General features: G+C 74.6%; 14 protein-coding genes. 7 read left to right on the top strand and 7 right to left on the bottom strand.

The annotated features are described in order from the left end of the window. Positions 1-85 precede the first annotated feature (85 nt). Genes DT076_RS00285 through DT076_RS00275 form a run of 3 tightly spaced genes read left to right on the top strand, consistent with a single transcriptional unit; the run spans position 86 to position 1,994 of the window. Complete coding sequence (locus tag DT076_RS00285; protein ID WP_114124669.1) at positions 86-691, top strand: biotin transporter BioY; 606 nt, start codon at positions 86-88, stop codon at positions 689-691. After that, positions 688-1,374, top strand: coding sequence for an energy-coupling factor ABC transporter ATP-binding protein (locus DT076_RS00280; protein ID WP_114124668.1), 687 nt, complete (start codon positions 688-690; stop codon positions 1,372-1,374). Before DT076_RS00285 ends, DT076_RS00280 begins: the two co-directional genes overlap by 4 nt. Further along, positions 1,371-1,994 carry a CbiQ family ECF transporter T component gene (locus tag DT076_RS00275; RefSeq protein WP_114124667.1) on the top strand — a complete coding sequence of 208 codons (624 nt, stop codon included), beginning with the start codon at positions 1,371-1,373 and terminating at the stop codon, positions 1,992-1,994. Before DT076_RS00280 ends, DT076_RS00275 begins: the two co-directional genes overlap by 4 nt. 12 nt (positions 1,995-2,006) lie before the next feature. On the opposite strand, the gene DT076_RS00270 is transcribed toward DT076_RS00275, so the two are convergent. From DT076_RS00270 to DT076_RS00255, 4 genes are read right to left on the bottom strand one after another with little or no spacing between them, the layout of a single operon-like run. Next, complete coding sequence (locus tag DT076_RS00270) at positions 2,007-4,874, bottom strand: UPF0182 family membrane protein (RefSeq protein WP_114124666.1); 2,868 nt, start codon at positions 4,872-4,874, stop codon at positions 2,007-2,009. Beyond that, entirely contained in the window at positions 4,871-5,563 is a 693-nt protein-coding gene (locus DT076_RS00265; RefSeq protein WP_407642691.1) for a PPA1309 family protein, read from the bottom strand. The genes DT076_RS00270 and DT076_RS00265 overlap by 4 nt, the downstream gene beginning before the upstream one ends. Next, a complete protein-coding gene (locus DT076_RS00260; protein WP_114124665.1) occupies positions 5,560-6,600 on the bottom strand; it encodes a YlbL family protein in 1,041 nt (346 codons plus the stop codon). The genes DT076_RS00265 and DT076_RS00260 overlap by 4 nt, the downstream gene beginning before the upstream one ends. Then, positions 6,597-7,031 carry a molybdenum cofactor biosynthesis protein MoaE gene (locus DT076_RS00255; protein WP_114124664.1) on the bottom strand — a complete coding sequence of 145 codons (435 nt, stop codon included), beginning with the start codon at positions 7,029-7,031 and terminating at the stop codon, positions 6,597-6,599. Before DT076_RS00255 ends, DT076_RS00260 begins: the two co-directional genes overlap by 4 nt. Before the next feature lie 132 nt (positions 7,032-7,163). On the opposite strand from DT076_RS00255, the gene DT076_RS00250 reads away from it, so the two are divergent. Continuing rightward, a complete protein-coding gene (locus DT076_RS00250) occupies positions 7,164-8,603 on the top strand; it encodes a zinc-dependent metalloprotease (protein ID WP_114124663.1) in 1,440 nt (479 codons plus the stop codon). A gap of 2 nt (positions 8,604-8,605) precedes the next feature. Here the strand turns inward: DT076_RS00250 and DT076_RS00245 are convergent, their stop codons facing one another. Next, the gene (locus DT076_RS00245) at positions 8,606-9,208 is read right to left on the bottom strand and encodes a M48 metallopeptidase family protein (RefSeq protein WP_114125163.1); all 603 of its coding nucleotides are present in this window, start codon (positions 9,206-9,208) and stop codon (positions 8,606-8,608) included. Between the two features lie 293 nt (positions 9,209-9,501). On the opposite strand from DT076_RS00245, the gene DT076_RS19515 reads away from it, so the two are divergent. The 3 genes from DT076_RS19515 to DT076_RS00235 all read left to right on the top strand — a co-directional run bounded on the left by DT076_RS19515 (position 9,502) and on the right by DT076_RS00235 (position 12,120). Then, positions 9,502-9,663, top strand: coding sequence for a DUF5679 domain-containing protein (locus DT076_RS19515; protein WP_198671628.1), 162 nt, complete (start codon positions 9,502-9,504; stop codon positions 9,661-9,663). A gap of 78 nt (positions 9,664-9,741) precedes the next feature. Beyond that, complete coding sequence (locus DT076_RS00240) at positions 9,742-10,692, top strand: hypothetical protein (RefSeq protein ID WP_114124662.1); 951 nt, start codon at positions 9,742-9,744, stop codon at positions 10,690-10,692. A 63-nt stretch (positions 10,693-10,755) separates the two neighbouring features. Further along, positions 10,756-12,120 carry an ABC1 kinase family protein gene (locus DT076_RS00235; RefSeq protein ID WP_114124661.1) on the top strand — a complete coding sequence of 455 codons (1,365 nt, stop codon included), beginning with the start codon at positions 10,756-10,758 and terminating at the stop codon, positions 12,118-12,120. Positions 12,121-12,202: 82 nt separating this feature from the next. Here DT076_RS00235 and DT076_RS00230 read toward each other — a convergent pair whose 3' ends face one another. Together DT076_RS00230 and DT076_RS00225 are read right to left on the bottom strand one after the other, a co-directional pair. Then, the gene (locus tag DT076_RS00230) at positions 12,203-12,553 is read right to left on the bottom strand and encodes a WhiB family transcriptional regulator (protein ID WP_114124660.1); all 351 of its coding nucleotides are present in this window, start codon (positions 12,551-12,553) and stop codon (positions 12,203-12,205) included. Positions 12,554-12,667: 114 nt separating this feature from the next. Next, positions 12,668-12,982, bottom strand: coding sequence for a hypothetical protein (locus DT076_RS00225; RefSeq protein ID WP_114124659.1), 315 nt, complete (start codon positions 12,980-12,982; stop codon positions 12,668-12,670). Positions 12,983-13,028: the final 46 nt, after the last annotated feature.

Here is a 13,028-nt window from a genome sequence, read left to right as displayed (position 1 = left end):
TGGTTGACGGCGGTCGGGGCCCACCCTAACCTGAACGCCGTTCACCTGAACACCGTTCAGTCCCGCGTCCGAGAGGTCGTCCCGCATGCCCGCACCCCGCCGCCTCTCCGGCGCCGACCTCGCCCTGGTCGCCGGCTTCGCCGCCCTGGTCGCGGTCTGCGCCCTGCTGCCCGCGATCCGGTTCGGCCCCTCCCCCGTCCCGATCACCCTGCAGACCTTCGCCGTCGTGCTCGCCGGCGCCGTGCTCGGCCCCCGCCGCGGGTTCCTGGCCGTGCTGCTCTACCTCGTCGTCGGCGCGGTCGGGCTGCCGGTGTTCTCCGGTGGCGCGGCCGGGGTGGGCGTCTTCGCCGGACCCACCGCGGGCTACCTCGTCTCCTTCCCGGCGGCCGCCCTGGTCACCGGCCTGGTCGTCCGTCGCCTCCCGCTGCGCCGGCTGAGCACGAGCGTCCCGCTGGTGCTCCTCGCCGCGCTGGCCGGCAGCCTGGTCACCCACGTCCTGGGCATCGCGGGGCTCGCGCTGCGCGCCGACCTCGGCCTGGCCCAGGCGTTCGCCGTCGACGTCGTCTTCTGGCCCGGCGACCTGCTCAAGTGCCTCGCCGTCGCGCTGGTCGCCACCGCCGTGCACCGGGCCTTCCCCGACCTGCTGGCCCGTCCGCGGTCCACGCGGGACGCCGACGCCGTCCCGGCGTGATCGAGCTCGACGACGTCGAGGTCCGCCGCCCGACCCCCGAGGGCAGCGAGGTGGTGGTGCTGCACCGGACGTCGCTGGTCCTCACCGAGGCCCGGACCGCCCTGGTCGGGGCGAACGGGTCGGGCAAGTCCACCCTCGCCCGGCTGGTCAACGGTCTGGTCGAGCCGAGCCGCGGCCGGGTCCGCGTCCACGGCACCGACGTCGCCCGCCACGGCGCGCGGGTGCGCCGCCGGGTCGGCTTCGTCTTCACCGACCCGTCCGCCCAGCTGGTGATGCCCACGGTCGCGGAGGACGTGGCGCTCTCGCTGCGCCGCCGCCACCCCGACGCCGCCGACCGCGCCGCGGCCACCACCACCGTGCTCGAGGCCTACGGGCTGGCCGCGCTGGCCTCCCGCAGCGTGCACACCCTGTCTGGCGGCCAGCGCCAGCTGCTCGCCCTGGCCGGGGTGCTGGCCACCGACCCGGACGTGCTGGTGGCCGACGAGCCGACCACCCTGCTCGACCTCGGCAACAGCCGGCGGATCGGCCACCTGCTGATGGGGCTGCCGCAGCAGCTGGTGCTCAGCACCCACGACCTCGAGCTGGCCGCCCGCTGCGACCGGGCGCTGCTGCTGGATGGCGGCCGGGTGGTCGCCGACGGCCCTGCCGCCGACGTGGTCGCGCACTACCGGTCGGTGGCATGAGCCCGCGGCCGCTGCCCACGGGGCTGGTCGGCGTCCACCGCCCCGGGAGCACCCTCCTGCACCGCGCCCCGGCCGGGGCCAAGCTGCTCGGGCTGCTCGTCCTCGCCACCACCGTGACCCTGGTCCGCGGGCCGGCGCCGTCGCTGGCCCTGCTCGGGCTGGCGCTGGCGCTCGCGCTGCTCGGACGGGTCGGGCTCGGCGCCCTGCTGCGCTCGCTCCGCGGGCTGCTGGTGGTGGTCGTCCTGCTCGGTGCCTGGCAGACGTGGCAGACCGGGTGGGCCCGGGCGACCGAGACGGTGGCCGAGCTGGTCGGGCTGCTGCTGCTGGCCACCGTGCTCACCGCCACCACCCGCGTCGACGACCTGGTCGCCACCCTGGTGCGGGTGCTCGGCCCGCTCCGCCGGCTCGGGGTGGACGTCGAGCAGGTCGGGCTGGCCGTCGGACTGGTGCTGCGCGCCGTCCCCACCGTGCTCGAGATCGCCGAGGAGACCCGTCAGGCCGCGCTGGCCCGCGGGCTGGAGCGCAACCCGCGGGCCCGGCTGGTCCCCCTGGTGGTGCGGGTGGTGGCCTCCGCCCGCGCCACCGGAGAGGCGCTGCACGCCCGCGGCATCGGCGACTGACCGCCGGCGAGGCTAGCGGCCCAGCGCGGTGAGGGCCTCCTCGATGGCGGCCCGGGCCTCGTCGTTCTTGGCCTGGTAGGTGGCCAGGTCGCCGTCGCGCAGCGCCTGGTCGGCGTCGGCGAAGGCCTGCTCGGCCCGGTCCAGCGCGGCGGCAGCGGCCGGGTTGTCGACCTCGCCGGTCGGCTCCTCGGGGTCGCTCGGCGTCCCACCGCCGGGCTGGCCCGGGACGTCCTCGCCCGTGTCCGCGCCGGCGTCACCGCCGAAGACCTGGTCCAGCGCCTCCTGCAGGGTGGTGCCGATGGCCACCGTCTCGCCGAACCGCGCCACCACGAAGCTCAGCGCCGGGTAGGAGCCGTCGCTGCCGGCCCGCTGGGTGTAGATCGGCTCGACGTAGAGCAGGCCGCCACCGATGGGCAGGGTGAGCAGGTTGCCGTAGGAGGCCTGCGCCGCGCCCTGGTTGTTGAACGGCCGTAGCCGCTCGGCCACCGTGACGTTGGTGTTGATCTCGTTGAACGTCTGCCCCGGCCCGGCGATCTGCTGGGTGTCCGACATCCGCAGGATCCGCAGCCGGCCGTAGTCGGGGCTGGAGGCGTCGGCGTTGACGGCCATGTAGGCCGCGAGGTTCTGCCGCTCGTTGGGCACGTAGACGGCCGTCTGGCTGAACACCGGCGACTCGTCACCCGGCCACTGGATCGACAGGTAGTACGGGGTCTCCTTGGCGTTGCCGCCGCGGACCGGGTCCACCGGGATCCGCCACAGGTCGTTGCCCTGGTACCAGGCGGCCGGGTCGGTGACGTGGTAGCGGGCCAGGATCTCCCGCTGCACCTTGAACAGGTCCTCGGGGAAGCGCAGGTGGGAGAGCAGGTCGGCCGAGATCTCCGAACGGTCCTGGACGGTGTCGGGGAAGGCGTTCCGCCAGGTCTGCAGGACGGGGTCCTCCTCGTCCCAGGCGTAGAGGTCGACGGTGCCGTCGTAGGCGTCCACCACGGCCTTGACCGAGTTCCGCATGTAGTTGACGTCCTGCGAGAGCTGGGCGCCCACCGGCAGCAGCTGCGACTCCGAGTCCGAGGTCGCGTCCTGCAGGCTCAGCCGCTGGCTGTTCGGGTAGCTGTTGGAGGTGGTGTAGCCGTCGACGATCCAGACCAGCCGGCCCTCGACGATCGCGGGGTAGATGTTGGAGTCGATGGTCAGCCACGGCGCCGCGGCCTGCACCCGCTCGCGCGGGGTGCGGTCGTAGAGGATCTTCGAGGCCTCGTTGACCCGCTCCGACAGCAGGATGTTGACGTCGGTGAAGCGCATCGCATACAGCACCCGGTCGAACAGCGAGCCGATCGGCACACCGCCCTCACCGGTGTAGGTGGTCAGCTGCGGCCCACCGTCCGGTCCGCCGCCGGGGGTGTCGAACTCGATCGGCGGGGCGCCCGCCGGAGCGCCGACGATGGCGTACTGGTCCATCTGCTCGCCGTAGTAGATCCGCGGCTCGTACTCGCTCAGCTCGCCCACCGGCGGGATGTCGCGGACGATCCAGTCCGGTTCACCACCGACGGCCCGGTTGCCGTAGGCGGCCACCAGGCCGTAGCCGTGGGTGTAGACGGTGCGGGTGTTGTTCCACGACCGGTTCTCCAGACCCCGGAAGTTGAGCTCGCGGGCCGCCACCACGGCGTCGGTCTCCACACCGTCGATGGTGTAGCGGTCGACGTCGAGGACCTGCGGGAAGGAGTAGTAGCCACGGACCTGCTGCAGCTGCTCGTAGGTCGGGCTGACGATGGCCGGGTCGATCAGCCGGATACCGGGCAGCGCCTCGGCGTCGGCACGCAGCTGACCGGCCTCGGCGACGGTGGTCGCGTCGTAGGTCTCGATCTCGACGTCCTCCACCCCGTAGGCGGTGCGGGTGGCCGCGATGTGCTGCTCGATGTAGGGCCGTTCCAGGTCCGGCTCGTTGGGCTGGACGGTGATGGCCTGCAGACCGACCGGGTAGATCACCGACAGGATCAGCCCCGAGAGCACCATGAGCGCCACCGCCAGCACCGGGAAGATCCAGCGGCGCAGCCACGCGTTGGCGAAGAACACCAGTGCGCAGATGAGGGCGATCACGGCCAGGATGAGCCGGCCGGTCACCCGGGCGTTCTCGTCGGCGTAGCCGATCGCGGTCATCTCGGCGTTGGACAGCGCGTTGGTGGTGAGCGGGAACCCGTAGCGGTCGAGGAACTGCTGGACGGCGAAGACCAGCAGCACCACCCCGAGCAGCACCGACAGGTGCACCATCGCGGCGCGGCTGGTGACCCGCTGGCCGGGGGTGTAGCGCAGCGCGCCGAGCAGGTAGTGCACGATCGCCGCCCCGGCCGAGCCCATCAGCAGCGCGACCAGCAGGAACGAGGCGACCAGCTGGTACCAGGGGTAGTCGAAGACGAAGAAGGACAGGTCGAGGCCGAAGGTGGGGTCGACCTCGCCGAAAGGCGTGCTGTTGCGCCAGGCCAGGTAGGTCTCGGCGTTGCCGGCCGCGCTGCCACCGCCGAACAGCCCGATCACCACGCCGAGGATCACCAGGATCCGCACCAGCCGGGACTCCAGCACGTCGCGGGAGCGCTCGAGCAGCTCGGAGTTCGGCGAGGGGGCGCGCAGCCGGGGTCGCAGCCGGTAGGCCAGGGCCACGTTGCCGACCACCACCAGCGCCATCAGCAGGCCGAACACGAGGAAGAGCCCGAGCCGGGTCAGCAGCAGGGTGGAGAACACCCCCTCATAACCCAGCGACTGGTACCACAGCCGGTCGGTCCAGATCCCGCTGAACAGGGTGAACCCGACCACCAGCGTGGCGAGGACGGCCACGGTGGGCAGGAGCGCCCCCCGGGGACGGCGGCGGACGGCGGCGGTACTGCTCACTCGCGAGGTTCCTCTGCTGCTGGGTGGGGACGGTGGTCCGGGCCGTGGGGGCCCTCGTCGGGGTGAAGCGTATACGCGAGCACCTCGGCCAGCCCGGGGACGAGGTCGCTGCCCCCGAGCAGGTCCTCGGGGTGGCTGACCAGCCGGGCCACGCCGTGGCGGTGCCCGGTGCGCAGCACACCGACCACGACGCGGACGTCCTGGCGGTCGGGGTGCTCGGCCACGAAGGCGGTCGCCTCGTCGGGGTCGTCGGGCACCTCGGCGGCCTGGTCGCCGGCGGGCAGGAAGCTGCGCTCGCAGGCCAACGCGCAGCCGTCCACGCTGGGTGGCCACTCGATCCGCGACAGCGCCCCGACCAGGTCGGCGCCGGGGGTGAACTCCTGCTCCACCGGGGTCAGCGCCTCGGGGAAGCCGCCCTCGGCGGTGCTGCGCAGCCCCAGGTGCTCGGCGAGCGCGGGCTCGGCGGCCACCAGGTCGTCGGTGCGCACCAGGGCGAACAGCCGCGGCCCCTGGTCGAAGCCCTGCTCCCCCACGTGGCGCTCCAGCTCGACCAGCGCGGCGAGCAGGGCGGTGCGGACGGGATCGGCGTCGGCGGCGCCGGCTCCGGTCGGGTCGGCGTCGACCGGGACGGGGTCGGGCGCGACGGGGTCGGCCGAGCCGGGGTGGGCCGCGTCGGAGGGCTCGCTCACGGGCACGTCGGCAGCTCCTCCGGGGTGCCGGCGTCCAGCGCCTGCATCGCCTCGATGGCCTGCGGCAGGGTCTCGACCGGGACGAGGGTCAGGTCGGTCCGCACGCCGGCGACGTCGGCGCAGTTGCCCTCCGGGTAGAGGAACACGCTGGCGCCGGCCTCCTCCGAACCGGCGATCTTCTGCTGGACGCCGCCGATCGGCTCCACCACGCCGTCGGCGGTGATCTGGCCGGTGCCGGCGACGGTGCCGTGCACGAGGGCGCCCGGGGTGATCCGGTCGTAGATCGCCAGCGAGAACAGCAGCCCCGCGCTCGGTCCGCCGATCGCGGGGTCGATGCCGAACTCCACCGTCGGCTCGTACTCGTAGCCGGGGCCGAACTGGGCGCCGACCACCGCCAGCCCGGCCTCGGTGTTGGAGCTGCCGGTGGGCACCCGGAGCTCGCGCTCCTCGCCGTCGCGCAGCACCCGGAAGGAGATCTCCTCCCCCACCGCGACCGCCCGGACCTCCTCGGTCACCTGCTCCGGCGTGGTCGGCTCCAGGCCGTTCACGGTGAGCACCAGGTCGCCCGGGCTGAGGATCCCCTCGCTGGGCCCGCTCACCGTCACCGACACGACGGCCGGACGCTCCACCACCTCGACGTCGGCGGCCCGCAGCGCGGCGACCACCGCATCCACCTGGGAGGTGTCCATGCTCTGCCGCTCCTCGATCTCCACCTGCTCAGCCGTCTTCCCCGGCGGGTAGATCGACTCCCGCGGCAGGGTGTCGCGCTCGGGCAGCAGGTAGGACAGCACCGCCTCCGGCAGCGTCAGCCGGGCGTCGGCCGCGGTCTGGGAGACGGTGGTGATCCGCAGCGACCCCTCCGTCGGGTAGGTCGTCGTCCCCGACACCTCGATCGGCTGGTCCTCCCCCGCACCCAGCACCTCGTAGGTGCCGCCGGGGGTCCAGCTGACGAAGGGCACCGGGGTGAGCGCCAGCACCAGCGCCATCAGCACGAAGACGGTCGCCGAGACGAAGGCCACCCAGGTCTGACGGGTCACAGCCCCACCCACTCCGCGGCACCGGAGCCCAGGTGCTGCTCCTTCCAGATCGGGACGTCCCGCTTGAGCTCGTCGATGAGCTCCCGGCAGGCGCTCAGCGCCTCCGCCCGGTGCGCCGAGGCCGTCGCGACCACCACCGCCAGGTCGCCGACCTCCAGGTGGCCGACCCGGTGCTCGACCCAGGCCCGGACGCCGTGCCGCGCGGCCACCGCGGCGGCGACCCGGCCGAGCACCTCCTCGGCCTGCGGGTGCGCGGTGTAGTCGAGGGTGCTGACCGCGCGTCCCCCGTCGTGGTCGCGCACCACGCCGACGAACAGGGCGACCCCGCCGCAGGCGGGGTGCCCGACGCCGGCGAGGGCGGCGTCCAGGCTCAGCGGCTCGCTGCGCAGCGCGACCTGCCACCACGCGGAGACGGGCGCCGATCCAGACATGGCGCCGACCCTACCCAACCGGGCCACCGGCGGCCGTGTTCGCTCTGAGCCGCAATCCGGCCCGCCGCGCCCCCGGAGTTGGCCGGAACGGGTTGAATGGAGACCCGCCGACGCACAGGAGAGTGACTGACGATGGCTGACGACCGGTCTCCCGGCGATCCGGACGAGCCTCGCGACCGCGACGAGCAGGGCGACGAGGGCGGTCGGGAGCAGGGCGGCACCCCGCAGAACCCGTTCGAGGCGCTCTTCGGCTCCTTCGGGGCCGGCGGGCAGGACATGCAGCAGATGATGGGCCAGCTGCAGCAGATGATCGCCCAGCTGGGCATGGGCCCCGGTGCCGCCGCCGACTCCGGGGTGGACTGGGAGCAGGCCAAGGACGTCGCCCGCAAGGTGGCCGCCGGGCTGGGCCCCGACCGCACCCCCGACCCGACCGACCGCCGTCGCGTCACCGACGCCGCCTCCCTGGCCCAGACCTGGCTCGACCCCGCCACCGCGTTCTCCGCCGAGCAGACCGTGCTGCCGGCGGTGTGGAGCCGGGCGGAGTGGATCGAGCACACGATGCCGGTGTGGCGTCGGCTGGTCGAGCCGGTGGCCGACAGCATGGCCGAGGCGAGCGCACAGGCCCTGATGGGGACCGGCGGCGAGGACCCGGCCGTCAACCCCCTGGCCGGGATGGCCGAGATGCTGCGCCCGATGCTGCGCCGCAGCGGGAACGCGATGTTCGCCGTGCAGCTCGGCCAGGCGCTGGGCCAGCTGGCCGGTGAGGTGGTCGGCGTGACCGACATCGGCGTCCCGCTGACCAGCTCCAGCCAGGTGGTGCTGCTGCCGACCAACGTCGCCGCCTTCGGCGAGGGGCTGCAGGAGCGTCCCGACGACGTGCTGCTCTACCTCACCATCCGCGAGGCCGCCCGCCAGCGGCTGTTCGCCGAGTGCGTCTGGCTGCGCCCGCAGCTGCTGGCCCTGGTCGAGGAGTACGCCCGCCACATCCGCATCGACATGTCCGCGATCGAGCGGGCGGTCGGCGAGATCGACCTGCAGGGCCTGGACCCGCAGTCGCTGCAGCGGATCGGCGAGGAGGTCCGCGAGGGGCTGTTCGAGCCGCAGCACACCCCCGAGCAGCAGGCGGTGCTGGGTCGGATGGAGACCCTGCTCGCGCTGGTCGAGGGCTGGGTGGACGAGGTGGTGGGCCAGGCCTGCGCGCCGTGGATGCCGGCCGCACAGGCCCTCGGCGAGACGGTGCGTCGCAACCGGGCGGCCGGTGGCCCGGCCGAGCAGACCTTCGCCAATCTGGTCGGGCTCGAGCTGCGCCCGCGCCGGCTGCGCGACGCGGCCAACCTGTGGGCCGCGCTGCGCGAGGCCCGTGGCGTGGAGGGCCGCGACGCGGTCTGGAAGCACCCCGACCTGGTGCCCGACGCCGCCGCGCTGGACGACCCGATCGGCTTCGTCCGCGGTGACCGGTCCGCCGAGGACTCCGCGGCCGGTGACGACCTGGACGCCGAGCTGGCAGCGCTGCTCGACCGCGCCGACGAGACCGGTGAGGACGGGCCCGAGGAGGGCCCGCGGGAGCGCTGACCCTAGCCGGTGCCGTCCGGCTCGTCGAGGTCGGACTCCTCCGGCTCGGACCAGCGTGCGCCCCGGGCGCGCGCCTGCGCGTCGGACCAGCCCTGCAGGTAGCCCTTCGCCTCCTGCGCCCGCGGGTAGCGCTCGACCAGCGCCCAGAACGCCGGGCCGTGGCCGGCGTGCACCAGGTGGCAGAGCTCGTGGACCAGCACGTAGTCCACGACCCACCCGGGCAGCCCCTGCAAGCGGTCGGACAACCGGATGGTGCCGTCGGCCGGTGAGCAGGACCCCCACCGGCGCTGCTGGTTGCCGACCCAGCGCACCGAGGTGGGCCGCGGCACCGGGGCCGCGCCGTCGAGGTGGGTCCGGCAGAGCTCCTCGGCCCGGGCGGCCAGCGCCGGGTCCGAGGCCGGCGCGGAGGTGCGGGCCTCTCGACGCAGCAGCCGCCGCACCATCTCCGCGCGCCAGTGCTCCTCCTGCTGGCGCGACATGTCGGCCGGGATGACGACCACGATCCGGCCGTCCTCGCGGAAGGCGGTGACCGAGCGGCGTCGACGCCGGCTGCGTCGCACCTCCACCCGGGCGTCGTCGGCGGGTGCGGCAGGAGTGACCGGCATGGCACCGACGGTAGCCGAGCCCGCCGACGACCGCGGCTTCGGCGCGTCGCCGTGCACAGGGTTGTGCACACTGTGCACAGGCCCGTCCACAGGGTTGCCCACGACCTCGTGCACAGCGGTCCCCGGTGGTGGACGGTGTGGGCCCAGGCACTTGACGCACGGCGCCGGGGGGCCTAGCGTCGAGACAACGAAGACCCCCAGATGGTCGGGCCGCTCGCAGGGGAAGGCGAACGGATCCGGAGTTCCTGGGGGTCTTCTCTTTGTCACCGCAGGTGCCGACCGGAGGAGGAGCTGTGGCCGACGAGTCCTACAGCGGCGAGTTCTACTGCGTGAAGTGCCGCGCCAAGCGGGAGACCACCGGCACCGTGGTGGTCAACGAGAAGGGCACGCGGATGGCACGCGCCACCTGCCCGGAGTGCGGCACCAACCTCAACCGCATCCTCGGCCGCGCCTGAGCCCACCGTCCGGGCCCGCCCCGGAGGAGGCTGTGGACAACCCGGTCCGGACGTCCGCGGGCGGGCCAGGGTGGGAGGGTGAGCGCTGGACGTCCCGACCTCGACCTCCCCCGGCTGCGGGCCGGGCTGGCGCTGACCGTCCGCGACGACGGCGAGCTGCAGGTCGGCGCGGGCGCCGCCGCCCGGCGGCTGCACGGCGTCGGCGCCGACCTGCTGCCGCTGCTGCACCGGATGGACGGCAGCTCCCGGCTGGACACCCTGCGCGGGCTGGACCCGCGGGCCCCGGAGCTGGTCGACGCGCTGGCCGCTGCCGACCTGCTCGAGCCGCCGCGGAGGCCGGGCACCGGCGGCACCGTGCTGGTGGTCGGCGCCGGGGCCCTGGGTCGGGCGATCGCCACCCGGCTGGCCGCCGCCGGGGTGCAGCTGCTGCTCTGCGACCCCGAGCCACCCGCTCCCGGTCTCTACGACGGACCACCGCGACCCGTCGCCGCGGAGGCGCTGCGCGCCGAGCTGGTGGCGGCCCGTCCGGCGAGCAGGGCCCGCCCGCCCCGCGTGCTGGCCCACTGGTCGCAGCTGCTCGAGCTCGGCCCGGGCACGCCGCCACCCGACGTCGTGGTGGTGGCGCCGGACCGCGCCGAGTGCGACCGGGCGGTCACCGACACGCTGCTGCGCCGCGACCTGCCGCACCTGCTGGTCCGGCCTCTCGACGGCGGGGCCCAGGTGGGCCCGTTCGTGCTACCCGGCACCGGGTGCTGCACCCGGTGCACCGACCTGTACCGCGCCGGCCGGGACCCGCGCTGGCCAGCGGTGCTGGTCCAGCTGATCCGCCAGCGCAGCCGTCCCGACGCCGTGGCGGTGGACTGGGCGGCGGCTACGGCGGTGGTGCAGGTGCTGGCCGCCCTGCACGGCCACCGTCCCGACCTGTGCGGGCACACCCTCGAGCTCGACCCCCGCGACTGGAGCACCCGGCTGCGCCGGTGGCCCGCGCACCCCGGCTGCGGGTGCGACCTGTCGCTGCTGGAGCACTGAGCCGCGCTGCCCCGGGCCACCGCTGGGCCGGGTGTGCTGCGGACCGGCTGGCAGAATGAGGTCATGAGCGACGCCGACTCCTCCGACGACCGGCGCGCCCGCCCCTCCTCCCCCGACCGCTCCCGGCGCAACGGTCTGGCGCGGTCCGCGCTGGGCCGCGGCGCCCGGCTGATGAGCATCCCGCTCGGGGTGGCGGGGCGGACCACCGCCGGGCTGGGACGCCGTCTGGGCGGGGCCAGCCGGCGCGAGCTGGACGAGGAGATGCGTCGCCGCACCGCCCAGCAGCTGTTCACCGTGCTGGGTGAGCTCAAGGGCGGGGCGATGAAGCTCGGTCAGGCGCTCAGCATGTTCGAGGCGGTGCTGCCCGAGGACGTCGCCGAGCCCTACCGCGTCCACCTCCGCCGGTTGCAGGACTCCGCACCGCCGATGCCGGCCTCCCGGGTGCACGCGGTGCTGCGGCGCGAGCTCGGGCCGCAGTGGCGGGCCCGCTTCCGCAGCTTCGACAACCGGCCGGCGGCCTCGGCCTCGATCGGCCAGGTGCACCGGGCGGTGTGGGAGGACGGCCGCGAGGTGGCGGTGAAGGTGCAGTACCCGGGTGCGGACGAGGCGCTGCGCTCCGACCTGCGCCAGCTCGGCAGGGTCGCCGCGCTGGTGGCGCCGCTGCTGCCGGGGATGGACGTCCGGGCGCTCGCCGCCGAGCTGGAGGCGCGGGTCTCGGAGGAGGTCGACTACGAGCTCGAGGCCGAGCACCAGCAGCAGGCGGCCGAGGGGTTCGCCGGCGACCCGGAGTTCCTGGTGCCGGCCGTGCTGGCCCACACCGCCACGGTGATGGTGAGCGAGTGGGTGGACGGGCCGCCGCTGTCGGCCGTGGCGGACTGGCCGGAGGCCGAGCGCAACGAGGCGGCACTGCGCTACGTCCGCTTCCTCTTCGCCGGCCCCAGCCGGGTCGGGCTGCTGCACGCCGACCCGCACCCGGGCAACTTCAAGGTGCTCGACGACGGCCGGCTCGGGGTGATCGACTTCGGGCTGGTCGCCCGGCTGCCGCACGGGCTGCCGACCGACATGGGCCGGTTGCTGCGGCTGTGCGCCGACTCCGACGCCGACGCGGTGGCCGCCGGTCTGCGCGAGCTCGGCTTCGTCCGCGGGGAGGTGGACCCCGGCGAGCTCTACGACTACCTGGCCCCGTTCGTCGAGCCGGCCCGGGTGGAGGAGTTCCACTTCACCCGGGACTGGATGCGGGCGCAGTTCGCGCGGGTCAGCTCGGCGCAGACCAGCGAGGTGGCCCGCCGGCTCAACCTGCCGGCCTCCTACCTGCTGATCCACCGGGTCTGGATGGGCGGTATCGCGGTGCTCTCGCAGCTGGACGCCTCCGAGCGCTTCGGCGACGTGCTCGAGGAGTTCCTGCCGGGCTGGTCCGCCGGGGCCTGAGCCCGGGCGCGCCAGGAGCCGGTCCCCCTCGTGGGGGACCGGCTCCGGCCCCAGGTAGCGAGCCTCGGGGCGCGGACCGCCATCAGGCGGCCCGCTGGTCCTTCTTGGCCGGGGCGGGCGCGGTGGTGGCGGCCACCTCGTCCGGGCGCGGGTGCTTGCGCGGACGGCCTCGCGGGCGCTTGCGGGGCACGACCACCCCGGCGATCACCAGCTGACCGCCCCACACCCCCCACGGCTCCTTGCGGTCCAGCGCCCCGGCCAGGCACTCGGCCTGCAGGGGGCACCCGACGCACAGCGCCTTGGCGTGCTCGACCTCGGCCGGCGACTCGGCGAAGAAGGTGTCCGGCTCCACCTCGTGGCAGGGCAGGCGCTGGCCGGTGGCCGGCAGCGACGCCCCGAGCAACCCGGGTATCTCGTACAGCGTGGCGGTCATGGTCTCTCCTGATGGTGTCGTCGGGATGCTGGAGGAGCTGGTCCCGGGAAACACGAGGGCCGTGAGTTCCCGGTGGTTCGGGGACTCACGGCCCGGAGAGGCGATGCAGGAGACCTACATCGGAGTCCTCAGGCGGGAGTCCACGAGGGAGGTGGCGGCGAAGCCGGTGGTCGTGGCGGTCAGCGGGGCGTGCATCCGGTCACGGACGAGCCCGGCGGGCTCACCGGTGCGGGCCCCATCGGTGGAGGGGCGCACGTCGGCCACGACGGCGGACCAGCCGCCACCGACGTACTGCACACCCAGACCGCGGCCGGCGGGAGAGCCGGCGGCGACGACAGCGCGCCCGCGGAAGGCGGGCCGACGACCATCGGAGATCGGGGAGCAGGGCGCGGTGGACGGCACGGCCGCGTTCACGATGGTGAGGTCCATGTCGGTCACTCCTTCCCCTGCTCGGCGGACCGGATCGACATCCGGG

It is taken from the genome of Desertihabitans brevis (genome assembly GCF_003327535.1).
GTDB lineage: Bacteria > Actinomycetota > Actinomycetes > Propionibacteriales > Propionibacteriaceae > Desertihabitans > Desertihabitans brevis.
Note: the sequence above shows the minus strand (reverse complement) of the source record. Positions and strands in the feature narration are given on the sequence as shown.

Excerpts from the sequence above, each read along its gene's own strand:
- DT076_RS00275 (WP_114124667.1), top strand. The coding sequence starts at position 1,371 with ATGAGCCCGCGGCCGCTGCCCACGGGGCTGGTCGGCGTCCACCGCCCC.
- DT076_RS00245 (WP_114125163.1), bottom strand. The coding sequence starts at position 9,208 with ATGCCGGTCACTCCTGCCGCACCCGCCGACGACGCCCGGGTGGAGGTG.
- DT076_RS00230 (WP_114124660.1), bottom strand. The coding sequence starts at position 12,553 with ATGACCGCCACGCTGTACGAGATACCCGGGTTGCTCGGGGCGTCGCTG.
- DT076_RS00285 (WP_114124669.1), top strand. The coding sequence starts at position 86 with ATGCCCGCACCCCGCCGCCTCTCCGGCGCCGACCTCGCCCTGGTCGCC.
- DT076_RS00225 (WP_114124659.1), bottom strand. The coding sequence starts at position 12,982 with ATGGACCTCACCATCGTGAACGCGGCCGTGCCGTCCACCGCGCCCTGC.
- DT076_RS00235 (WP_114124661.1), top strand. The coding sequence starts at position 10,756 with ATGAGCGACGCCGACTCCTCCGACGACCGGCGCGCCCGCCCCTCCTCC.
- DT076_RS00255 (WP_114124664.1), bottom strand. The coding sequence starts at position 7,031 with ATGTCTGGATCGGCGCCCGTCTCCGCGTGGTGGCAGGTCGCGCTGCGC.
- DT076_RS00250 (WP_114124663.1), top strand. The coding sequence starts at position 7,164 with ATGGCTGACGACCGGTCTCCCGGCGATCCGGACGAGCCTCGCGACCGC.